At 74.2% G+C, this 21,349-nt stretch carries 19 protein-coding genes; 13 read left to right on the top strand and 6 right to left on the bottom strand.

Annotation, left to right across the window (positions count from 1 at the left end; translation table 11 throughout):
• The first annotated feature begins 68 nt into the window (after positions 1 to 68).
• From ACIG47_RS11760 to ACIG47_RS11740, 5 genes are read left to right on the top strand one after another with little or no spacing between them, the layout of a single operon-like run.
• Complete coding sequence (locus ACIG47_RS11760; RefSeq protein ID WP_397430949.1) at positions 69 to 1,619, top strand: sugar transferase; 1,551 nt, start codon at positions 69 to 71, stop codon at positions 1,617 to 1,619.
• A 44-nt stretch (positions 1,620 to 1,663) separates the two neighbouring features.
• On the top strand, positions 1,664 to 2,734 hold the full coding sequence (locus tag ACIG47_RS11755; protein WP_397430948.1) for a glycosyltransferase: 1,071 nt from the start codon (positions 1,664 to 1,666) through the stop codon (positions 2,732 to 2,734).
• Positions 2,731 to 4,242 (top strand): lipopolysaccharide biosynthesis protein, encoded by a 1,512-nt coding sequence (locus ACIG47_RS11750; RefSeq protein WP_397430947.1) that lies wholly within the window; start codon positions 2,731 to 2,733, stop codon positions 4,240 to 4,242. Before ACIG47_RS11755 ends, ACIG47_RS11750 begins: the two co-directional genes overlap by 4 nt.
• Entirely contained in the window at positions 4,239 to 5,375 is a 1,137-nt protein-coding gene (locus ACIG47_RS11745) for a glycosyltransferase family 4 protein (RefSeq protein ID WP_397430946.1), read from the top strand. Before ACIG47_RS11750 ends, ACIG47_RS11745 begins: the two co-directional genes overlap by 4 nt.
• Complete coding sequence (locus ACIG47_RS11740) at positions 5,372 to 5,980, top strand: serine O-acetyltransferase (protein ID WP_397430945.1); 609 nt, start codon at positions 5,372 to 5,374, stop codon at positions 5,978 to 5,980. Before ACIG47_RS11745 ends, ACIG47_RS11740 begins: the two co-directional genes overlap by 4 nt.
• 83 nt (positions 5,981 to 6,063) lie before the next feature.
• Here ACIG47_RS11740 and ACIG47_RS11735 read toward each other — a convergent pair whose 3' ends face one another.
• Positions 6,064 to 7,533 (bottom strand): polysaccharide biosynthesis tyrosine autokinase, encoded by a 1,470-nt coding sequence (locus tag ACIG47_RS11735; protein WP_397430944.1) that lies wholly within the window; start codon positions 7,531 to 7,533, stop codon positions 6,064 to 6,066.
• A 142-nt stretch (positions 7,534 to 7,675) separates the two neighbouring features.
• On the opposite strand from ACIG47_RS11735, the gene ACIG47_RS11730 reads away from it, so the two are divergent.
• From ACIG47_RS11730 to ACIG47_RS11710, 5 genes are all read left to right on the top strand, one after another.
• The gene (locus ACIG47_RS11730) at positions 7,676 to 8,716 is read left to right on the top strand and encodes a glycosyltransferase (RefSeq protein ID WP_397430943.1); all 1,041 of its coding nucleotides are present in this window, start codon (positions 7,676 to 7,678) and stop codon (positions 8,714 to 8,716) included.
• Positions 8,713 to 9,909, top strand: a complete 1,197-nt coding sequence (locus ACIG47_RS11725; protein ID WP_397430942.1) for a hypothetical protein — start codon at positions 8,713 to 8,715, stop codon at positions 9,907 to 9,909. Before ACIG47_RS11730 ends, ACIG47_RS11725 begins: the two co-directional genes overlap by 4 nt.
• Entirely contained in the window at positions 9,906 to 10,754 is an 849-nt protein-coding gene (locus tag ACIG47_RS11720) for a glycosyltransferase (protein ID WP_397430941.1), read from the top strand. The genes ACIG47_RS11725 and ACIG47_RS11720 overlap by 4 nt, the downstream gene beginning before the upstream one ends.
• A gap of 141 nt (positions 10,755 to 10,895) precedes the next feature.
• Complete coding sequence (locus tag ACIG47_RS11715) at positions 10,896 to 11,804, top strand: hypothetical protein (protein WP_397430940.1); 909 nt, start codon at positions 10,896 to 10,898, stop codon at positions 11,802 to 11,804.
• Between the two features lie 36 nt (positions 11,805 to 11,840).
• Positions 11,841 to 12,299: a hypothetical protein gene (locus ACIG47_RS11710; protein WP_397430939.1), complete on the top strand. Its 459-nt coding sequence runs from the start codon at positions 11,841 to 11,843 to the stop codon at positions 12,297 to 12,299.
• 59 nt (positions 12,300 to 12,358) lie between these two features.
• Here ACIG47_RS11710 and ACIG47_RS11705 read toward each other — a convergent pair whose 3' ends face one another.
• A complete protein-coding gene (locus ACIG47_RS11705; RefSeq protein WP_397430938.1) occupies positions 12,359 to 12,736 on the bottom strand; it encodes an ArsR/SmtB family transcription factor in 378 nt (125 codons plus the stop codon).
• Between the two features lie 84 nt (positions 12,737 to 12,820).
• Here ACIG47_RS11705 and ACIG47_RS11700 point away from each other — a divergent pair, with 84 nt between their 5' ends.
• Entirely contained in the window at positions 12,821 to 14,221 is a 1,401-nt protein-coding gene (locus ACIG47_RS11700) for an FAD-dependent oxidoreductase (RefSeq protein ID WP_397430937.1), read from the top strand.
• A gap of 13 nt (positions 14,222 to 14,234) precedes the next feature.
• Here the strand turns inward: ACIG47_RS11700 and ACIG47_RS11695 are convergent, their stop codons facing one another.
• Together ACIG47_RS11695 and ACIG47_RS11690 are read right to left on the bottom strand one after the other, a co-directional pair.
• The gene (locus ACIG47_RS11695) at positions 14,235 to 14,669 is read right to left on the bottom strand and encodes an arsenate reductase ArsC (RefSeq protein ID WP_397430936.1); all 435 of its coding nucleotides are present in this window, start codon (positions 14,667 to 14,669) and stop codon (positions 14,235 to 14,237) included.
• A gap of 55 nt (positions 14,670 to 14,724) precedes the next feature.
• Positions 14,725 to 15,747 carry a metalloregulator ArsR/SmtB family transcription factor gene (locus ACIG47_RS11690; RefSeq protein WP_397430935.1) on the bottom strand — a complete coding sequence of 341 codons (1,023 nt, stop codon included), beginning with the start codon at positions 15,745 to 15,747 and terminating at the stop codon, positions 14,725 to 14,727.
• Positions 15,748 to 15,835: 88 nt separating this feature from the next.
• Between ACIG47_RS11690 and ACIG47_RS11685 the strand changes: the two genes are divergently transcribed.
• Together ACIG47_RS11685 and ACIG47_RS11680 are read left to right on the top strand one after the other, a co-directional pair.
• Complete coding sequence (locus ACIG47_RS11685; protein ID WP_397430934.1) at positions 15,836 to 16,171, top strand: YnfA family protein; 336 nt, start codon at positions 15,836 to 15,838, stop codon at positions 16,169 to 16,171.
• A 95-nt stretch (positions 16,172 to 16,266) separates the two neighbouring features.
• Positions 16,267 to 19,419, top strand: coding sequence for an AfsR/SARP family transcriptional regulator (locus ACIG47_RS11680; RefSeq protein WP_397430933.1), 3,153 nt, complete (start codon positions 16,267 to 16,269; stop codon positions 19,417 to 19,419).
• A 19-nt stretch (positions 19,420 to 19,438) separates the two neighbouring features.
• Here ACIG47_RS11680 and ACIG47_RS11675 read toward each other — a convergent pair whose 3' ends face one another.
• Both ACIG47_RS11675 and ACIG47_RS11670 read right to left on the bottom strand, forming a co-directional pair.
• The gene (locus tag ACIG47_RS11675; RefSeq protein ID WP_397430932.1) at positions 19,439 to 20,398 is read right to left on the bottom strand and encodes a sulfotransferase family protein; all 960 of its coding nucleotides are present in this window, start codon (positions 20,396 to 20,398) and stop codon (positions 19,439 to 19,441) included.
• Positions 20,395 to 21,345: a sulfotransferase family protein gene (locus ACIG47_RS11670; RefSeq protein ID WP_397430931.1), complete on the bottom strand. Its 951-nt coding sequence runs from the start codon at positions 21,343 to 21,345 to the stop codon at positions 20,395 to 20,397. The genes ACIG47_RS11675 and ACIG47_RS11670 overlap by 4 nt, the downstream gene beginning before the upstream one ends.
• Positions 21,346 to 21,349: the final 4 nt, after the last annotated feature.

Genomic DNA, 21,349 nt, shown 5'->3' with positions numbered 1-21,349 from the left:
GGAGCTGAGGTGCGGCGTACGGCCGTCCGCAGCGCCCCGGCCTCGTCGCCCTTGTCCTGGAGCGTGCCGTGACCATCGGTAACCATCCGAACGCCGCCGACGTCGACCGCGAGGCGGCCGAGCTCGCGACCGACCTCACGAGCGAGCTGGACCGTGCGGCCGCCCGGCACGTGGCCTCGATGACCGCACCGGCCCCGCGCCGTGGCCCGGCCGCCCCGTGGCAGGAGGTCCTCAACCGCCGGGCCCTCTTCGTCGACCTCGCTGCCGTGGTCGCCGCCGTCGCCCTCGGTTACGTGCTCCGTTTCGACCGCCAGGTGGAGGTCGACCTCTTCGAGCCCCGCGGCGGCCAGTACGTGCTCATCTCGGTCGCGCTGGCGGAGGCCTGGGTGATCGCGATCGGGCTCGCGGGAGCGCGCAGCCCACGCATCCTGGGTTCGGGCCGCGAGGAGTACGTGCGGCTCGCGCGCGGCACGCTCGCGCTCTTCGGCCTCGCCGCGATCGTCTGCTACCTCGTGAAGTTCGACCTTGCCCGCTCGTACGTCGCGGTGACGCTGCCGGTCGGCCTCCTGCTCCTCGCCGTGGGACGGCGCGTCCTGGCGGCGCGCCTGCACGCCGACCGCGCGCACGGCAGGTTCCAGCGCCGCACCCTCGTGGTCGGCGCGCGGGACGCCGTGCTCGACCTGTGCCGCCGCGTCGAGCGCGCGCACGAGGCGGGGTTCCAGGTCGTGGGCGTCTGCCTGCCGGGCGGGCCGAGCGTCCCGTCCCCGGTCGCCGGCGTCCCCGTGCTCGGCCGGGTGGAGGACGCCGCGGAGGCCGCGCGCGCGGCTGACGTCGACGTCGTCGCGGTGACGGCGTCCGACAGTGCCACGCCCATGACGCTCAAGCGGCTCGCCTGGGACCTGGAGGCCACGGGCGCCGAGCTCGTCGTGGTCCCTGCGCTCGCCGACGTGGCGAGCCCGCGGCTGCTCATCACGCCGGTCGACGGCGTACCGGTGGTCCAGGTGTCGCCGCCCGGGTACACGGGCCTCCAGCACGCGGTGAAGCGGGTCTTCGACGTGGTCGTCGCCGCCCTGATCGGGCTCGTGGTGGCGGTCCCGATGCTGGTCCTCGCGCTCTGCGTGCGACTGACCAGCCCCGGCCCCGCCCTGTTCCGGCAGCAGCGGATCGGCCTGAACGGCCGCCCGTTCACGCTCTACAAGCTGCGCTCCATGCGGCAGGACGCCGAGGCCGCGCTCGCCGAGGTGCTCGACGGTGACGTCGGCGTGTTCTACAAGCCGAAGGACGACCCGCGCGTGACGCCGCTCGGCCGTCTCCTGCGCAAGTACTCGCTCGACGAGTTCCCCCAGCTCCTCAACGTCCTCCGCGGCGACATGAGCCTCGTCGGGCCCCGGCCGCAGGTGGCCCTGGAGGTGGCGCAGTACGACGACGCGCTCCGCCGGCGCCTGTTCGTCAAGCCCGGGCTGACCGGCCTGTGGCAGGTGAGCGGCCGCAACGACCTGTCGATCGACCAGGGTGCGCGCCTCGACCTCTACTACGTGGAGAACTGGAGCCTGCTCGGCGACATCGGCATCATGCTGCGCACGGCCCGCGAGGTCTTCGCGCCGAGCGGGGCGTACTGATGGTCCAGATGCGGTTCTCCTCGCGTGCCGGGACCATGAGGCCTGTGAACAGGGGCAACGGTGCGGACCACGAAGCCGGCCCCATGCCGGACGCCGCCCCCGTCACCCGCGGGCTCGTGCGTGTGCTCCACGTGCTGCCCGCCCCGGACGGCAGCACGCAGTACGTGGACCACATGATCGGCGGTGCCCCGCCGGAGGTCCGGATCCTGACGTTCACCTGGCTCCGCGCGATCTTCGGCGCGTACGACGTGCTGCACGTGCACTGGCCGGAGTTCCTCGTGCGGCAGCGCACCGTACCCGGCCGGATCGTCAAGCTCGTGCTCGCCTGGACGCTCCTGCTGCGGCTGGAGCTGACGGAGACGCCGGTCGTGCGCACCGCCCACAACCTCGCCCCGCACGAGTCGGGCGACCGCCTGGAGCGGGCGTTCCTGGCCGCGCTCGACCGTCGCACGGAGCTGTGGATCCGCCTCAACCCGACCACGCCGCTGCCGCTCGGCGTGCGGACCGCGACCATCCCGCACGGGCACTACCGGTCGGTCTTCCCACCCGACCCCGCCACCGTGGCGGAGCCCGGGCGGCTCCTCCAGTTCGGCCTGGTCCGGCGGTACAAGGGCGTCGAACGCCTGCTGGAGGTGTTCGGGTCGATCGACGACCCGGGCCTGCGGCTGACGGTCGCGGGGCGGCCGGAGGACGCCGGCCTCGCCGAGCACATCGTCGCGGTGGCCGCCGCGGACCCCCGGGTGGAGACCCGCCTGGAGTTCGTGCCCGACGACGTCCTCGCCCGCGAGGTACGGCGCGCCGAGCTCGTGGTGCTGCCCTACCTGCAGATGCACAACTCCGGCGCCGCGCTGCTGGCCCTCTCCCTGGACCGCCCCGTGCTGGTACCGCGCAGCGAGGCCACCGACGCCCTCGCGCGGGAGGTCGGTGAGGGCTGGGTGATCATGTTCGACGGCACCCTCCAGCGCGGCGACCTGCTCCGGGCGCTCGCGGCCGCGCGGCTCGTCCGGGAGCGCGGCACGCGCCCCCACCTCGAGGACCGCGACTGGGAGCTGGTCGGCATCCGGCACGCCGAGGCGTACCGCCGGATCGTGCGTGCCGTCGGACGGCGAGCGTGACCGGTACGTCCACGGCCCCCGACCGGACGCCGCTCGGCCGGCAGGCGGCCCGCGGGGGTGCCGTGACCCTGGGCGGGCAGCTCCTCAAGGTCGGGGTCCAGGCGGTGTCGATCGTCGTGCTGGCGCGCCTGCTGGCCCCGGAGGCGTTCGGCTACCTCGCGATGGTGCTCGCCCTGGTCGGCGTCGCAGAGACCGTGCGGGACTTCGGCCTGGCCAACGCCGCGATCCAGGCCCGGACCCTGTCCGACGCCGAACGGGACAACCTGTTCTGGCTCAACACCCTGATCGGCGCCGTCCTCACCGGTGCGGGCATCGCCTGCGCGCCGCTCGTCGCCGCCTTCTACGGGCAGCCCGAGCTCGCGGACGTCACGCGCTGGGTCTCCCTGAGCTTCCTGCTGAACAGCCTGGCCACCCAGCACCGGGCCGGCCTCGTGCGCGGGATGCGGCTGGGCGCCGCCGCCGTCGCCGACGTGGCCGGACCGGTCGCGGGGCTCGCCGTCGCGATCGTCGTCGCCGTCGCGGGCGGTGACTACTGGGCGCTGGTGGCCCAGCAGCTCGTGGCCGCGTTCGTGATGTCGGCCGGCGTGATCGTCGCCGGGCGCTGGCTGCCCCGGTGGCCGCGGCGGGACGTCTCCGTGCGCCCCTTCGTGCGGTACGGGTCCAACCTGCTCGGGGCACAGCTCCTGGGCTACGCGACCCGCAACATCGACACCGCGATCCTCGGCGTCCGCTTCGGGGCGGGCGTCGCCGGCCTCTACAGCCGCGTGTACCAGCTCATGGCGCTGCCGATCCGGCAGGCCACCTGGCCCGCCAACCGCGTGGCGCTCCCCGTGCTCTCCCGCGTGCGCGACGACGCCCCGCGCTACCGCGAGTTCCTCCTGTTCGGCCAGACCGTCCTGCTGCACACGATCGTCCCGGCGCTGGCGCTCGCGGCGGCGCTGGCGGGACCCGTGGTCGACGTGGTGCTCGGCGAACGCTGGTCGCAGGCCGCGCCCGCCTTCGCGATCCTGGCGGTCGGCGGCGTGTTCGAGGCGGCGGGGTTCGCCCCCAACTGGGTGTTCCAGTCGTCGGGCCGCACGGGTTCGCTGCTGCGGTTCACGCTGGTGACCCGGCCGGTGGTGCTGCTCGCGATCGGCGGCGGCAGCCTCCTCGGCATGACGGGGGCCGCGCTGGGCTACGCGGTGTCGACCGCCGTCGTCTGGCCGCTGGGGTTGTGGTGGGTCGGTCGGGTGACCGACGCGCCCGCGGGCGCCCTGTTCCGGAACGGGGTCCGGGCCTTCGCGGGTCACGGTCTGGCCGCCGCGGCGGCGGGACTCGTCGTGAGCCTGCTGCCCGGCCTGGGCCCGTGGCTCGCGATCGCCGTCGGCCTGCTGGTGTGGGCCGCTGCGCTCGCTGTGCAGGCGCTGCTCTGGCGCCGTCTGCGGGCCGACCTTGCCGTGCTGAGGCATGCCGCGCGTCTGCTGTCGCGGCGTGGTGGGAGTCCGTCCGTGGAGAAGGAGAGCGCGTGAACCCACGAACCAGGGTGACCCTCGTCTGGTTGGAGGGCGCCGCAGAGTCGGCTGCCGCGGGCGTGCACCTCGACGGCACGCTCCGCCGGCTCGCGGCGCTCGGGATCGAGCCCCACCGGGTCGTGGCCCGGCGGGACCGGTCCGGGGGGCGGGTCAGCCGTCTCGCCCGGCTGCTGCTGGACTCGGTGCGTCAGCCGCGGCGCGGCGTCGTCGTGGTGCGGTGGCACCCGTTCGCGCTGCCCGCCCTGGTCGCCGCCAGGCTGCGCGGCGGTGCCTGTGTGGTCAGCGCCCAGGGGGTGCTGGCCGAGGTCGAGGCCGTGCACCCGTGGATCGGGCGCTCCCGGGTCGCCCGGTGGATCGCGCTGCGGCCGCTGGCCCTCGCGGACCGGGTCGTGGCGCCGTCGGCCGGCATCGCGCGCTGGGTGGTCGAGGTGACCGGCCGGCCCGCCCACGAGGTGACCGTCCTGGAGAACGGGGCCGACGTCGCGCTGTTCGCCGCCGGACGGCGAGCACCCGTGTGGCCGCCCTACGCCGTCTTCGTCGGCAACCTCGCGCCCTGGCAGGGCATCCGGGACCTCGTCGACGCCGTGCGCCGGCCGGACTGGCCGAGCGGGCTGCGGCTGGTCGTGGTCGGCGACGGAGCCGAACGGGACGCCGTGCTGGCGGCCCGGGACGACGGCGTCGAGTGGCGGGGCGTGCTCGACCGCGCCGCCGTCGCGCGCGTGCTGGGCGGTGCCACGCTCGCCTTCGCGACCCGGGGCGCCGTCGCGGCGAGCGCCCGGGGCACCTCGCCGTTCAAGGTGATCGAGGCCGCGGCCGCGGGCCTGCCCGTGGTGGCGACGGACGTGCCGGGACAGGCCGAGGTGGTCCACGACCTGGGCAACGGCCTGGTCGTTCCGCCGGGCGACGCCGCCGCCCTCGCCGGCGCGGCGGCCCGGCTCATGGCGGACGAGGACCTGCGGGACCGGCTGCGCGCCCGCGCCGTGGAGCGCGTGGCCGCCTACGACTGGACGGCGGGCAGCGAGCGGCTCGGCGCGGCGATCGACGCTGCGGCACGCGCTGCCGGCCGGGTGCGCTGGAGCCTGCGCGCACCGGTGAGCCCGGCGGAGGACCGGCTGGTGGTGCGGCGATGACCAACGACACGGCCCGGGACACGGCCACAGGTGCGGGCGCTGGCGCTGGCGCGGGCGCTGGCGCAGGGAGCAGAGCCGGCGGGACGGAGCCTCTGGGCCTGTTCGCCGACCTCGCGGCGAACCGGACCAGCGACGACCCGCGCCGCCCGGGTACCGCCGGCGTGCTGCCCACGCTGCTCACCCTGCGGTTCGCCGCGGCCTTCCTGTACCGGGCGTCGGCGCGCGCGGGGCACGTGGTGCCCGTGCTGGGTTCGGTGCTCAAGCAGCTCAACCACCTCGTCACCGGGGCGGACATCGCCTGGTCGGCGCGGATCGGTCCCGGCCTCGTCCTGTGGCACCCAACGGGCGTGGTGATCGGTTCCGGCGTGGTGATCGGCCGTGACGCCCGCGTGCAGCAGGGCATCACGCTCGGCGCGGCACGTTCCCGCTCCGGGGAGGACGGCGACCCGGTGCTGGGCGACGACGTCTACGTCGGCGCCGGAGCCCGTGTGCTCGGCCCGGTCCGGGTCGGGGACAGGGCACGGATCGGGGCCAACGCCGTGGTGCTCGCGGACGTCCCGGACGACGCGTCCGCGGTCGGGGTACCGGCCCGGATCATTCCCTGACGGCGGCGCTCTGGTGCCCGCCGGGCGCCGGCGTGGCGCATGCCCGGTGCTGAGGAGGGGCGCCAGGGTTCGGGGCGCGCGCCTCAGCCGCGGAGGGTTCCGGGCGGCGTGCTCGTGGCGCTGACGGGCGTCCGCCGCGCACCCGCGAGGCGGCGCCAGCCCTTCTCCACCCTGCCCTGGTCGGCACCGCCGGCCGGGGCGTCGTCCTCGTGCGGGCGGTAGTCGTAGTAGCCGGCCCCGTAGGCGTCGGCCTCCCGGCCGGCCTTGTTCAGGACGATCCCGAGCACGCGCGCGCTGACGGCGGACAGGTTCGCGAGCGACTGCCGGAGCTGCTCGCGGCGCACCTGACCCGCACCCGCCACCATCAGCACGCCGCTGGTCATCTTGGCGATGAGCGCGGCGTCGGTCACGGGCAGCAGCGGCGGGGTGTCGATGATGACGTAGTCGAACTTCTGGCTCGTCTCCTCGATCAGCCGGGCCATGCTGCGGGAGCCGACGAGCTCGGCGGGGTTCGGCGGCACGGCCCCCGACGGGATGACGTACAGGCCGGCCGAACCCCAGGGCTGCACCACGTCGTCGATCGTCGCCCGCTGGATGAGGAGCGTCGTGAGGCCCACCGACCCCTCCAGGCCGAGGTACCCGGCGACGGAGGGCCGGCGCAGGTCGGCGTCGATCAGCAGGACCTTCGCGTCGGCGTCGGCCAGCGTGATGGCCAGGTTGATCGCCGAGGTGGTCTTGCCCTCGTCCGGCACGGAGGAGGTGACCACCAGGGCCTGCGGGCCCCCGTCCAGGTCCAGGAACTGCAGGTTGGTGCGCAGCCGCCGGAACGCCTCCGAGCGCGTGTGGTACGGGCTGGTCTGCACGACGAGCGGGTTGCTCCTCGCCTCGTCGTCGAGGGTGATGGTGCCGATGACCGCGGAGTCGGTGACGGTCCGCAGGTCCTGCTCCGAGCGCACGCGGGTGTCGACGATCTCGCGCAGCACGGCGAGCGCGACCCCGAGGGCGGAGCCGAGGAGCAGGCCGACGAGGATCATGACGGGGATGTTCGGGTAGCTCGCCGAGGCCGGCGGCACGGCTTCGCGGACGAGCTGGAGCTGCACGGGGGAGTCGCCGGCGCCCTGCGGCGTCTCCAGCGCGTCGACCCGCACGGCGAGGCTCTCGGCGACGGTGTTCGCGATGCGCGCGGCCAGCGTCGGGTCGGCGTCCGTCGTGGTGATGTCGATGAGCACGGTGTCGGTGACGGGGGCGGCCTGGACCCGGGTGGCCAGCTCGCCCGGGGTCGTGTCGAGGCCGAGCTCCTCGACGACCGGTTCGAGCACCTGCGGGCTGCGCACCAGGTTCGAGTACGACACGACGCGGCGCTGCACATAGGTGGTGCCGGTGGCGAGCTCGGACGTGGACTCGGCGCCGTGGAACGAAACGAATACCTGCGCGGAGGTCGTATAGGTGGGCGTCCTGGTGAATGCGAACAACCCGGCGAGCACAATTCCGGCAAGTGCCAGAGCGGTCACGGGAACCCAGTGCTTACGGATGATCCTGAGATATTCGGTCACGTTCAACGTGTTCCCCTGACGGGCCTGCCTGCGCTTCCGTTGGTAATCTAACCGACGTTCCGGAGAAGCGCGCCCGCTGGGATATCCCGGTTTATTGCCGCAAATTCCGGACGTAAAGGGCGCTCGACAGGGAGATCTGCAGGTGCGAATTCTGCACGTCACGGACCGGTATTCCGGGGGCGTCGGCCGAGCGATCGACCGCATCACCGAGCTGGTTCCGGAGGCCGAGCACCACCTGCTCTCCACGGGCATCGAGAGCACGCACGGCCGCGGTGCCTACCGGGGCACGGCCGACCTCCCGGACGGGCACGTGGCCCGGGTCCGCGCGGTGCGGGACGTCGTGGACGAGGTGACGCCCGACGTCGTGCACGCGCACTCGAGCTGGGCCGGTCTGTACACGCGGGTGCGGCGGCTGCCCGTGCCCGTCGTGTACCAGCCGCACTGCTACTACTTCGAGCGGCCCGACCTGCCCGGCCCCGTGCGCCGCGCCGTCCGCTCCGCCGAGCGGTTCCTCGCGGCGAACGGTTCGGTCGTCGCCGCAGTGAGCCCGCGCGAGGAGCGGCTCGCCCGGTCGATGGGTGTGCACCACGTGGTGCGCATCCCCAACGCGCCGTCGTCCGCGGCCGTCCGTGAGGCCGGGGCACGCTCCGGTGCGGCGGCCGGGTCCCGGCGCACCGTCACGATGGTCGGCCGCGTGGTCGCACAGAAGGACCCGCGGTTCTACGCGGCGACGGCGAGGGCCGCGCGCGCGGCCGGACTGGGGCTCACCTTCCGCTGGCTGGGGGACGGCGACCCGGACCTGGTCCGGGAGCTGGCCGGTGCCGGGGTCGAGGTCACGGGGTGGCTCACCGCGGACGACGTCATGCGGCAGATGGCGGCCTCCGACGTCTACCTGCACAGCGCCGCGTACGAAGGGTTCCCGATCAGCGTGCTCGACGCCGCCCGGGTCGGCCTGCCGGCGGTGGTCCGCGACATCCCGGCGTTCGAGGGGGCGCGGCTGACCGCCGTCGGCACGCCGGACGAGGCCGCGGCCGCCGTCCACGCCGCCGTCGAGGACCCCCGGGAGCGGCTGCGCATGATCGCGTCGGGCGACCGTCTCGTGGGCGAGATGGACGAGACGGCCCTGCACGACGGCGTCGTGCGGGCCTACGCGACCGCCGCCGGAGGGGCGCTGGTGGCGTGACACAGCGCCCGCACCCCGAACGCCGTGCGATCGACGGCGACCGCACGGTGAAGCAGCTCCTGGTGGGGCTGCTCCTGGTCGGGAGCGCGTGCTTCGTGCTGCTGGGCAGCCCGGCGGTGCCGCAGCGGTTCCTGTACGACAGCCGGAAGATCGCCACGATCGCGGGCGGCTACCAGGGCTACGACTCGGACAAGTCGTTCAGCACGGTGGGCGCGATCTACCGCGACCTCGGCCTGGCCGAGCAGCCGGTCTGGGCGGGGCTGCTGGGGTACCTCCTGTTCGCCACCGTGCTGCTGGTGGCGCTGCGGGGACGGATCGGGAACGCGGGGCTCCTGGGGCTCGCCCTCGTCGTGGGCTCGGTGGTGCTGGCCGTGGTGTACGTCGGCACGTACTCCAAGGACGTGTTCGTGCTGCCGATCGCGCTCGTCGCGCTGTGGCGCCGGCGCGGGTGGTGGCCCGAGATCGCGCTGGTGGCGGCCATGGCCGTCTACGCCCACGAGTTCCGGGACTACTGGTACCTCGTCATCGGCGGCTACGTCGGGTTCCGGGTGGTCATGGCGCGGGGGTTCTCCGTGGGCCGGATGATCGCCGCGGCGGTGGCCGCCCTCGTCGTGCTGGCCGTCGTCTTCCAGAACTACCTCGGGGTCGAGCTGGACTTCTACCGCACCAAGGTCAACGAGGTGCGCATCGGCGACGTGGACACGCGCACGCTGATCGAGCCGTTCGTCGACGTGGCGGGACCGGTGGGCAGCTTCCTGAACTCGGTGATCGTGCTGGTGACGTTCGCCGTGCCCCTGCCGCTGATCCTCAAGCTCTCGCCGTACTACCTGATGGTCGCGGCGTTCCTGGCCGTGCTCTGGTTCCAGTTCGGCCGGGCGGTCCGGCTGTGGGGTGCGCGGGCGCGGAGCGACCCGCAGTGGGCGCGCCTGGTCGCGCTCGTCCTGGGCCTGACCGTGGTGCAGAGCGTGTTCGAGCCCGACTACGGCTCGTACGTGCGGCACCTGACGCCGCTGCTGCCGGTGATGCTCGCGGTCATTCTGTGGCGCCCGCGTCCCCCGGTCGGGTCGGACCCGCAGGATGCCCGGGTGACGCAGGAGGCCGACACGGCGGCGGGCACCCCCGGTTGCGCCGCGGCGGGCGCGCCCGGTGGCGCCGTGGCAGGTATGCCCCGTGGCGCCGCGGCGGGGCGGTGAGCGCGGTGTACTCCGTGGTGATCCCCTGCCGGGACGGGGCGGCGACGCTCGGCCGGCAGCTCCGGGCCCTCGCGGCGCAGGACTTCACCGGCGACTTCGAGGTGGTCGTCGCCGACAACGGCTCGCGGGACGAGAGCCGCGCCGTCGTCGCCGCGGCCGGCCGGACCGACCCGCGCGTCCGGGGCGTCGACGCGAGCGGCCGGCCCGGCATCAACCACGCTCGTAACGTGGGCGTGGCGCACGCCCGGGGCGAGTTCGTCCTGCTCTGCGACGCCGACGACGCCGTCACGCCGGGCTGGATCTCCGCGATGGACCGGGCCCGCCGTGCGGGGGCGGACTGCGTGGGCGGAGCCGTCGAGCGGCGGCTGCCCGACGAGACGGTCGTCGGCACCGACCCCGCCACCTCCACCCACCTGTGGCACGTGCCACGCCCCATCGGTGCCAACTGCGGCTTCGCCCGGGAGGTGCACGACGCCGTGGGCGGGTTCGACGAGTCGCTGCTCGGCGGCGGCGACGAGTCCGACTTCTTCTACCGCGCGCACCTCGCCGGGTACCGCACGCGCGCGGTGCCGGACGCCGTCGTCGTCTACTACGAGCGGGAGCGGCTGCGCGACCTGGCGCGCCAGCAGTTCCGGTACGGGCGCCAGTCGGTGCGGATCTACCTGCGGTTCCGGGACGCGGGCCTGCCGCGCCGGCCGCTGTGGCGCGTGCCGGTCACGGTCGCGGGCGGCCTGGTCCGGGCGCTGTCGCCGGACCGGCTGGTGCGCCGTCGCGGGGTCAAGCGGCTCGCGCTGACGGCGGGGCGCGTGGCGGGGAGCGTGCGGGACCGGACGCTGTTCGTCTGACGCGGCAAAGGCTGCAAGCGGGCTGCATGTTTCGTGCAAGGCCGCCTTCCTACGGTGGGTCGCGGCGCCGATGGTGCCGCGTCCGCCCCTCGACCCCCCGAGGGGCGGACAGACCAACGGTCCGTCGAGGAGGGCACCGGCATGAGGCGCGCGTACTTCATCACCTGCGTGACGGCGGTCGCCGTCCTGACCCTGGCCGGATGCACCGCGGCGGCGGGCCTGGAACCCGGCCCGGCGCGCTCCGACGGCGTCCCGGCCCGTGAGCTGACCGACGTCGAGCAGGTCCGGGTGGACGAGGCGGTCGAGCTCCTGGTCCGGGACTGCATGAAGGCCGAGGGCTTCCGGTACGTGCCGGCGTGGGTGGCAAGCGTCGAGGAGCGGCAGGGGTCGGGCTACGTGCTCGACGACGTCGCCTGGGCGCGGGAGCATGGCTACGGGCTGGAGCTGGAGGACCGGGTCGCCGAGATCCAGCGCAGCGACCCGAACCACGCCTACGCCAACGCCCTGCCGGAGGCGGAACGGGTGCGCTGGTCCGTGGCCCTGGACGGCGACCCGGCCGGCGGGATGCTGTCGGCGGAGCTGCCCGCGGGCGGCGTCGTCCAGACGCCGGCCGACAGCTGTTTCGCGCGGGCCAAGGACGAGCTCTACGGCGACTTCGCGGCGTGGTTCCGGGCCGAGAAGGTGGCGACCAACCTCGTGGGCCTGTACGCGCAGGACATCGTCGCCGACGAGCGGTTCGCGGCCGAGCTCGCCGACTGGTCGGACTGTATGGGCCGACGGGGCTACGACTACCCGGACCCGCCCGCGGTCCGCGATGACCTGCACCGCGTTCTCGCCGGACTGAACAGGGAGCGGGCGCGCACCGCCGAGCGCGACCTCGCGGTGGCCGAGGCGACCTGCGCCGTCCGCGAGACGGCGCTGGTGAGCACGGCGCTCGACCTGGAGGACGAGTACCGCGGGCGGCTGACGCGGTACGACGACGAGGTTGCCGATTACCGGCGGATGCAGGTCGTGGCGCTGGAGAACGCCGAACGGGTGCTGGCGCACTGAACCGGATTCAACCAACCAACCAAAGGAGTACACATCATGCGCAAGATCTTCGTCCTGCTCGCGTCGCTCGGTCTGGTGATCACAGGGGCGCTGTTCCCCGTGAGCGCGCAGGCCTCGACAGCCTGCGACAACGCGTGGCACAACGCGACGTCGGGCTACTTCTACGCCTACGACTACATCAACTGCGGCGGTTACCTGGGCAAGTCGAACGGGAACGACGCCAACTGGGGCAACTCCTCGGGCGGCTTCCAGGGCACGGACAACAACAGGGCGCACTCGCTGCTGCACAAGGGCACGTCGGGCATGGCGGTCATGGTGTTCAACGGCTTCAACCACAGTGGCAACTGGTCGTGCGTCAAGAAGTCCGAGTACTACGTGAGCAACCTGAACGACGACTCCCTGGCGGGTGGCGCCGGCTCGTCCGGTGCGTCGAACACGATCAGCTCGCACAAGTGGGTGTCCACCTCGTCGTGCGGTACGTCGTTCCTGCACTGAGGCTCATGCAGCGGCTCCGGCACGTCCAGCGGCCTGTCCGCCGGTCGTGCCGGAGCCGTTCAGCGTGCCGCCTCGGTCAGGAGCACCCCCAGCCGGTTCAACGCTCCCGGCACCACCGAGTAGTACGCCCACTTGCCCCGCTGCTCGCGGGTGAGCAGGCCGGCGTCGACCAGCAGCTTGAGGTGGTGGCTCACCGTGGGCTGGGACAGCCCGACCGGTTCGGTGAGGTCGCAGACGCACGCCTCGCCGCCGTCGTGCGCGGCGATGACCGACAGCAGGCGCACGCGCGTCGGGTCGCCGAGCGCCTTGAACACGTGCGCGAGCTCGGCGGCGGTCTCCGGGTCGGCGGCCTCGCGCACCAGGGGCGCGCAGCAGGTACCGGATACCGGCTCCGTGGCCGTCCGTGACGCGTCCGTCAGGGGGAGCGTGGTGGTCATGCCCACCATCTTGCCACGCATCGAAGTCTGTGGATATGTTGCACTCGTTCACGCATTGATAAGTATCGATCTGAGGGGTGGAACATGTCCGGATCCCGCGAGAGCCTGCCCGTCGTGGTCGTCGGGGCGGGGCCGGTCGGCCTCGCCGCGGCGGCTCATCTGGTGGAGCGCGGGCTCGAACCGCTCGTGCTGGAGGCGGGCTCCGGCCCGGCCGCGGCCGTCGCCTCCTGGGGGCACGTGCGCCTCTTCTCGCCCTGGCGGTACGACGTCGACGCCGCCGCCCGCCGTCTGCTCACCGGTGCGGGCTGGACCGAACCGGCCCCGGACGTCCTGCCCACCGGCGCCGACCTGGTCGAGCAGTACCTGGCGCCGCTGGCCGCCGCACTCGGCGAGCGGGTCCGCTACGGTGCCCGCGTCGTCGCGGTCGCCCGCGACGGCGCGGACCGGTCCCGTTCGCTGGGCCGCGAGCGGCGGCCCTACCTGGTGCGCTGGACGGCGGGCGGGGAGGTCCGCGAGGTCCGGGCGCGCGCCGTGATCGACGCCTCAGGAACCTACGGCACGCCCAACCGGCTCGGTCCGTCGGGCCTGCCGGCGATCGGGGAAGAGCGGGTCGCCGAGCATCTGGCGGGCGCCCTGCCGGACGTGCTGGGGGCGGACCGCGAGCGGTTCGCCCGCCGCACCACCCTGGTGGTGGGCGCGGGCCACTCCGCGGCGAACACGCTGCTCAGCCTGGTCGAGCTGGCTCAGGACGAGCCGACCACCCGCATCCTCTGGGCGATCCGCGGCGGTTCGGCGCGGCGCCTCTATGGCGGCGGGGCCGACGACGAGCTGCCCGCCCGCGGCCTGCTCGGCACGCGCCTGCGCGACGCCGTCGGGTCCGGGCGCGTCGAGCTGCTCACCCGGGTCGCCGTCGAGCGCCTGGAGCCTGAGCCCTCGGGCGCCGTGCGGGTGCTGGGTACAGGGCGCAAGGACGGCACCGACGGCGCCCTCGACCTGACCGTCGACACGATCGTCACCGCGACCGGCTTCCGCCCCGACCTGGACATGCTGCGCGAGGTCCGCCTCGACCTCGACCCGGTGGTCGAGGCCCCGCGCGCCATCGCGCCGCTCATCGACCCGAACCACCACTCCTGCGGCACGGTGCCCGCGCACGGCGAGGCGGAGCTCGCGCACCCGGACGACGGCTTCTACCTGGTCGGCACGAAGTCGTACGGCCGCGCGCCCACCTTCCTGCTGGCCACCGGCTACGAGCAGGTGCGGTCCGTGGTCGCGGCGCTGGCCGGGGACCGGGCGGCCGCCGATGCCGTCGAGCTGGACCTGCCGCAGACCGGTGTCTGCTCCTCCGACCTCGCGCTCGCGGCCGATGCGGACGGCGCGGTCTCGTCCGAGGTGCCGGCGGGCGCGTCCGGCGGCGGGTGCTGCGGTGCGCCGTCCGGGCCGCAGGCGGTGACGATCGGTACGGGCGTGCCGACGGCGCGCCGCTAGGCGGCGCCCGGGATCATGCGACGGGTTCGACGCCGAGCTCCGCCAGGAGCCGGCGCACGCGCCGCTCGATCTCGTCGCGGATGGGGCGCACCGCCTCGAGGCCCTGGCCGGCGGGGTCGTCCAGCTCCCAGTCCTGGTAGTTCTTGCCGGGGTAGTACGGGCAGGCGTCGCCGCACCCCATGGTGATCACGGCGTCCGACGCCTCGACCGCCTCCGTGGTGAGCACCTTGGGCTGCTCGCCGCGGATGTCGACGCCCTTCTCCAGCATCGCCTCCACGGCGACGGGGTTGATCGCCTCGGCCGGCATGGAGCCGGCCGAGCGCACCTCGACGGCGCCGCCCGACAGCGCGCGGAGGAATCCCGCGGCCATCTGGGAGCGGCCCGCGTTGTGCACGCAGACGAACAGGGCGGACGGCTTGGTCTCGGTGGTCGGTTCGGTGAGGCTCATCAAGGGGCTCCGGTGGGATAGGAGTGGTGGTGTACGGGTCAGGCTGCCCGGCGGATCAGGCGGCTTCCGGCACGAGATCGGCGAGCAGGGTGCGCACGCGCTGGTCCAGGTCGTCGCGGATCGCGGCCACACCGGCGGGGGAGGCGAGGGCCGGGTCGCCCACCGCCCAGTCCTCGTACCGCGTGCCGGGCAGCACCGGGCAGACGTCGCCGCAGCCCATGGTGACCACGACGTCCGCGGCGCGGACCGCGTCGTCGGTCAGCGGCTTCGGGTAGAAGCGGGTCACGTCGTCGACCTGGTCGGCCGAGGTGCCGTCGCCCAGCTCCTCCAGGAGCGCCCGGACGCCCGCGTGCACCGCCGCCGCGGGCGCGGACCCGGCCGAGCGCACCACCACGCGGTCGCCCGCGTGGTGCCGCATCAGGGCGGCGGCGAGCTGGGACCGGCCAGCGTTGGCCACGCAGACGAACAGCACCTGCGGCAGGTGCTCGCCCGCCGCGCCCAGCTCCAGGGCGCGGGCCTTCTCGGCGTCGACGATCCGCTGCCGCGCGAAGTGCTCGGTCAGCGGCACGAGGTAGGTGGCCTCGCCGCCCCGGCGCACGAGGGCGGCGTACGACTCGCGGACCACCCGGGCACACTCGCCGGGCGGTGTGCCGGGAAAGCGCTCGGCCAGCGACGCCGCCAGGCGGTCGAGAGCGGGCTCCACGTTCGTCAGCCCGGCCGGCTGCCGGGTCCGGCCGGCGTCGACCGCGGCCGGCGCGAACCGGTCCAGCAACGTGCTCACCGCACCCCGGTAGGCGGGTTCGACGCGGTACCAGACCGAGGTGCCGCGCCGGTCGGCCGAGAGCAGCCCGACGTCGCGCAGCACCTTGAGGTGGTGGGACACGGTGGGCTGGGACACGTCGGTGAGGGTGGCGAGCTCGCCCACGGTGACCTCGCCGGACACGCTGGTCGCGACGGCGGACAGCATGCGCAGCCGGAGCGGGTCGGCCATCGCCTTGAGCGTCGCCGCCAGGGCGGTCGCCGCGTCGAGGCCGATCGCGTGGGACTCGGCGGCGCCGTGCGGGGAGAGAGCGGTCATCGGCGGCACCTCGGTTGTATCGATGTGCTTCTATGTTGACACTCTTCGATGCAGCCCCGCAAGCACGAAGCCGTCTACCGTCGAGCGCATGATGCTGCTGAGATCGATCGTCCTGTTCCTGGGCGCGGCGCTGTTCGAGATCGGCGGGGCGTGGCTCGTCTGGCAGGGCGTGCGCGAGCACCGCGGCTGGATCTGGATCGGCGCCGGTGTCGTCGCGCTCGGGATCTACGGGTTCTTCGCCAGCCTGCAGCCCGACGCGAGCTTCGGGCGCATCCTCGCCGCGTACGGCGGCGTGTTCGTCGCCGGCTCGCTGGCGTGGGGGATGGTCGTGGACGGCTTCCGTCCGGACCGCTGGGACGTCATCGGCGCGCTCCTCTGCCTGGCCGGCGTGGCCGTCATCATGTACGCGCCCCGCTCCGCATGACGCGACATGACTCCGGCATGACTCCGGTGGCACATGTACTACCTTGCCCCTCTTCGCCTCTTCTATCCTGAGCTTTCTGTCGGGGGGTGGACGGCGTGATCTGGTTTCAGCTGCTCGGCGGCGTGGCCGCGCACGACGAACGGGGCGCGGTCCCGCTGGGTTCGGCCCGGCAGCGGGCCGTGCTGGCGGCGCTCCTGGTGGAGCCGGGGGCCGTCGTCCCGCTGGACCTGCTGGTCGATCGGGTCTGGGGCCGGTCGGCACCCCGCAGCGCGCGGCAGACCCTGCACGCCTACGTCTCACGGCTGCGTTCCGCGCTCGACGGCGCGGGCGGACCGGTGCCCGTGCACGGGCCGGGCGGCTATGTGCTGGCGGTGGACGGCGCCCAGGTGGACCTGCACCGGTTCCGTGCTCTGGTGGCCCGTGCTCGCCGCCGGGGCGCCGACGGGGGCACCGTCGGAAGTGCTGCGGGCGCTGTCGGTAGCGCCGTCGGCGGCGGTGACGACGCGGACGCCGGCGCGCTGTGGCAGGAGGCGCTCGCGCTGTGGCAGGGCGAGCCGTTCGCCGGTCTGGACAGCGACTGGCTCCGGTCGGTCGCCGTCACCCTCGACGCCGAGCGGCACGCGGCCGTGCTGGACCACCACGACCTGCTGCTGCGCCGTGGCGAGCACGGCCGCCTGCTGCCCGAGGTAGCCGCGGCCGCCCACCGGGCCCCGCTGGACGAGCGGCTGGCCGCCCAGCTCGTGCTCGCCCTGTACCGGTGCGGCCGGCAGGCCGACGCGCTGGAGCACTACCGCCTCGTCGCCGAACGGCTGGCCGACGAGCTGGGCAGCGACCCCGGCCCGGGCCTCCAGGAGCTGTACCAGCGCATCCTGCGCCACGACCCGGGACTGGCGGTCCCGGAACCTGCGCCACCCGCAGCAGCCGCGCCACCCGCACCGACCGCATCGGCTCCCGCCGGTCCCGGGGGCCCGACGGCGCCCGGTCCCGCCCCGGGTGCAGCCGACCGCACGCGTCCCGCCCAGCTACCCCTGGACGTCGCCGCGTTCACGGGGCGCGCCGCCGACCTGCGGCGTCTGGACGACCTCCTGGCCGGCCTCACGACGTCGCCCGGTGTCGCCGCGATCAGCGGCACCGCGGGCGTCGGCAAGACGGCGCTCGCGGTGCACTGGGCGCACCGGGTCGCGGACCGGTTCCCGGACGGGCAGCTCTACGTGAACCTGCGCGGATACGACCCTGACCAGCCCGTACGCCCTGCCGACGCCCTGGTGAGATTCCTGACCGCCCTGGGCGTGGCCGAGCGTGACGTCCCGCTGGACGACGAGTCGCGCGCCGCCCGGTACCGCAGCGAGCTGGCCGGGCGCCGCATGCTGATCGTGCTGGACAACGCCGGCAGCGTGGCCCAGGTGCGCCCCCTGCTGCCCGGCGGTGGCTCGTCCCTGGTCGTGGTCACCAGCCGGGACAGCCTGGCCGGGCTGGTGGCGGTGCACGGCGCCCACCAGCTCGGCCTCGACCTGCTGCCCGCGGTGGAGGCGAACGGCCTGCTCCACCGGCTGATCGGCGACCGCGTCACCACCGAGCCCGACGCAGCGGCGACCCTCGCCGAGCAGTGCGCACGCCTGCCCCTGGCGTTGCGCGTCGCGGCCGTGCTGGCCACCTCCCGGCCCGACCGCACCCTGGCCGAGATCACCGCGGAGCTCGCCGACCGGCAGGAACGACTTGAGCTGCTCGACCCGGGTGGTGATCCCTACGCGGCGGTGCACGCCGTGTTCTCCTGGTCCCTGCAGCACCTGCCCGACCAGGCCGCCCGCACCTTTCGCCGGCTGGGCCTGCACCCCGGCCCCGACCTGGACCCCCATGTCGCCGCCGCCCTGACCGGTCTGGAGCCCCATCGGGCCCGCCGGGTCCTGGACACCCTCGTGGCCGCCCACCTGCTGCACCGCACCACACCAGGCCGCTACGGCATGCACGACCTCCTGCGCGCCTACGCGGCCCACCTGGCCCGGACCCACGACACCGGGCAGGACCGTGCCGCGGCCGAGGAACGGCTCCTCGACTACTACCGGGCCGCGGCCCACGCCGCCGTCAGCACCCTGTACCCCGCCGAGGTGCAGTACGAGCTCGACCGGATCCCGGACGTCCCCTTGCCCGACGTGTCGGAGCCGCGCACGGCCACGGCCTGGCTCCAGGCCGAGCAGGTCTGCCTGGCGGCGGTCGCCGAGCACGCCGCCGACCGGCAGGACGCCGCGTACGCCGTCGCCATCGCCCTGATCCTGCACCGGTACGTGAACAGCGCTCATCCGGTGGGCCAGTTCGTCGTCAACGCGCACGCGCTGCGGGCCGCCGAGGCGGTGGGCGACCTGTCCGGTCAGGCCCACGCCTTGCGTCAGCTCGGGGTGGGGCACTCGCAGGCGTGCCGGTACGAGACGGCGCTGGAGCACCTGTACCGGGCGCTCGCGCTGTTCCGCGAGGTCGGCAACCTCGCCGGGGAGGCGCACACGCTCACCAACCTGGCGACGGTCGCCCACCGGCGGGGCGACCACCGGGCCGCCCGGGACCGGCACCGGCACGCGCTCGAGGTGGCGCAACGGTCGGGCGACCGGTTCGTCGAGGCCTCGGTGCTCAACGGCATGGTCGGGGTCGCGGCCAGGCTGGGGGACCACGACGCCGCCTACGAGCGCTGCCGGCAGGCACTGACGATCTTCCAGGAGATCGGGGCGCGCTACTGCGAGTCCATCGCGCTCAACAACCTGGCGAACAACGACATGGAGCGCGGGGACTACTCGACCGCCGGCGAGCGTCTGCGCCGCTCCCTGGCCACGGCCGACGAGCTGGGCATCGTGACCTCACGGGGGTACATCCTGGACTCGCTCGGCATGCTGCACCTGCGCCTGGCGGAACCGGCCGAGGCCGCGGCGTACTTCGGGCGGGCGCTGACCGCGTGCCAGGAGACCGGGGACGTCACCGGGCAGGCGTGGTCGTACAACGGCCTGGGCGAGGCGGCGCGGCTCGCGGGCAGCCCCGCCGAGTCCCTGCGGGCCCACACCGAGGCGCTCGGCATCGCGGTCCAGGTGGGTTCACGCGACCAGCAGGCCCGTGCACACGCAGGCATCGGCCACGCGCACCGCGGCCTGGGGGACCTGGACCAGGCCCAAGCCGGCTTCCGGCAGGCCCACGCGATCTACGCGGACCTCGGCGTCCCCGAGGCCGAGGAGCTGGATGCCCTGCTCAACGAGGCGCCTGTCGCGTGAGACCGCGAGGCCCGGGCCCTCAGCCCGCCGTGCCGGACGAGCGCCAGAGCATGCTCGCGACGCTCCGTCGCACGGTGGGCGGCACCACCTCGGGCGGCACCATGCGGGCGATCCGCCGGGCCGGCGACGCCGCGACCCTGCGGTGCACGTAGGGGTAGAGCGCGCGGAGCCGGTCGAACTCCGCGCGGGTCCCGGGGTCGTCGTGCTCGGGGAGCGCGTCGAGCGCGGCCCACGTGTCGTCGGCGAGGCTGCGCAGCGGCGCCGGGACGGGCACGTCGTCCCAGGTGGCACCGACGCGGTGCAGCGACGGGTCGATGAACGCGTCGACCCGGTGCACGGCGGCCTTGTCGTCCGGGTCGACCATCGGCAGGTCGAGCGCGGCGGCGGCGTTGAAGACGGGCTCGTCCCAGTCGTGGATCAGGTCGGCGTAGCGGACGAACGCCCGCGGCGTCGACCGGGTTGCCAGCTCCGTGCCGAGCATCAGGTTGATCCAGCCCGCCACCCGGTCGACCATGCCCCGGCCCTTGTAGTTGGCCGCCTTGCTGCCCACCACCTCGGCGGGCGGGCGCAGCATCGTCAGGCACGACGCGCGGGCGCCCGTGCCGGCCGCGGCCTCCAGCCAGAGCTCCAGGAACCAGAGCAGGCGCGGGTCCTTGATGACCAGGTCGCCGTGCTCCGCGACCTGCGCGTCGAGCCACACCCGGATCTGGCCGAGCGCGTTCGCCTCGACCCCGGCCCGGTCCACGAGGTGCCAGGCCAGCGGCCGCGGGTCCGACGTCTGCACGTCGGCGGCCCGCAGCAGCGAGTCGTGGAAGTCCACCACCCACCGTGGCTCCGAGAAGCCCCGCGGGTTGGACGCGTCGGCCTCGACCTCGGGTGCCGGGACCCGCAGGCCGAACTCGCGCAGGACGCCCGCGAGCGTGCTCGTGCCGCTGCGGCCCGAGCCGGTCACGTAGACGACGCGGTGCGGTGCGCTCATCGGGTCTCGGCCGCCATCGTCGAGACGCGGACCACCGGGGCCCACGGCGCGGCCTCGTCGAGCGAGTCCAGGTCGTAGCCGTGGGCGCGGATACGGTCGCCGAGGTGCTCGCCCACCACGTTGCGGTACCGGGGCAGCAGTGCGGCGTCGGTGACGTCGCGGAGCAGGTCCGCCCGGGGCGTGCCGTGCCGCGACCCGAGGCGTGACACGTGGTGCCGCACGCGCCCGGCCAGCTCGGCCCGGCCGCCGGAGCGCCACAGCTCCGCGTAGCGGTTGCTGCGGCCGGCGTCCACGGCGTCCACCGCGTCGTCGTCGAGCTCCACGCCCAGGAACCGGGCGACCCGGCCCAGCTCGCCGGCCGGGTCGCGCATCAGGTGCTCGTACCGCAGCACCAGCAGGTTCTCGATGTGCAGGGCGTCCTCCGCGAACACGTCGTGCGCGTGCACCCAGTGCTCCACGAGCCGGGGGAACCCGAAGGTGAACCGTCCCCGGCTGCGGGTGGCCCACTTGCGCACGGCCAGGGCCTGGACCACGGGGTGCCGGGTGACGACCACGAACCGCGACCCGGGGAAGATCTCCTGGAAGTAGCGCATCTTCGTCAGGTTGGGCGGGGACTTCTCGACGAGCACCGCGCGGTCGAGGTCCCAGTACGGGGACCAGCTCTGCCAGAGCCGTGCGCCGGCGTCGGGCGTGCGCTGCGCGTCCTCCTCGGTGAGGTGCGCCTGCGGGTGGAAAGACCATTCGGACGTATTGCCCAGACCACCGAGATACGTGTCCTGAATATGTTGTCCCTCGTCCATCACGGCGCCCGTTCCGGTCAGCCCGGACGCATTCGGACTAGAACCAATAATTCGGGCGAGGAGCGTGGTGCCGCTGCGGTGCAGGCCGCCGACGAAGGCGATGCGATGGTTGTTCCAGGGTGTGTTGCTGGTGCTCGTTCCGGACATCGGG

The organism is Promicromonospora sp. NPDC052451 (assembly GCF_044547525.1).
Taxonomy (GTDB): domain Bacteria; phylum Actinomycetota; class Actinomycetes; order Actinomycetales; family Cellulomonadaceae; genus Promicromonospora.
The sequence above is the reverse complement of the archived record's forward strand: the minus strand, read 5'-3'. Positions and strand labels throughout refer to the sequence as shown.

Coding starts and splice junctions, on each gene's coding strand:
- ACIG47_RS11710 (WP_397430939.1), top strand. CDS start 11,841: ATGCGCAAGATCTTCGTCCTGCTCGCGTCGCTCGGTCTGGTGATCACA.
- ACIG47_RS11690 (WP_397430935.1), bottom strand. CDS start 15,747: ATGACCGCTCTCTCCCCGCACGGCGCCGCCGAGTCCCACGCGATCGGC.
- ACIG47_RS11675 (WP_397430932.1), bottom strand. CDS start 20,398: ATGAGCGCACCGCACCGCGTCGTCTACGTGACCGGCTCGGGCCGCAGC.
- ACIG47_RS11700 (WP_397430937.1), top strand. CDS start 12,821: ATGTCCGGATCCCGCGAGAGCCTGCCCGTCGTGGTCGTCGGGGCGGGG.
- ACIG47_RS11695 (WP_397430936.1), bottom strand. CDS start 14,669: ATGAGCCTCACCGAACCGACCACCGAGACCAAGCCGTCCGCCCTGTTC.
- ACIG47_RS11705 (WP_397430938.1), bottom strand. CDS start 12,736: ATGACCACCACGCTCCCCCTGACGGACGCGTCACGGACGGCCACGGAG.
- ACIG47_RS11685 (WP_397430934.1), top strand. CDS start 15,836: ATGATGCTGCTGAGATCGATCGTCCTGTTCCTGGGCGCGGCGCTGTTC.
- ACIG47_RS11670 (WP_397430931.1), bottom strand. CDS start 21,345: ATGTCCGGAACGAGCACCAGCAACACACCCTGGAACAACCATCGCATC.
- ACIG47_RS11740 (WP_397430945.1), top strand. CDS start 5,372: ATGACCAACGACACGGCCCGGGACACGGCCACAGGTGCGGGCGCTGGC.
- ACIG47_RS11715 (WP_397430940.1), top strand. CDS start 10,896: ATGAGGCGCGCGTACTTCATCACCTGCGTGACGGCGGTCGCCGTCCTG.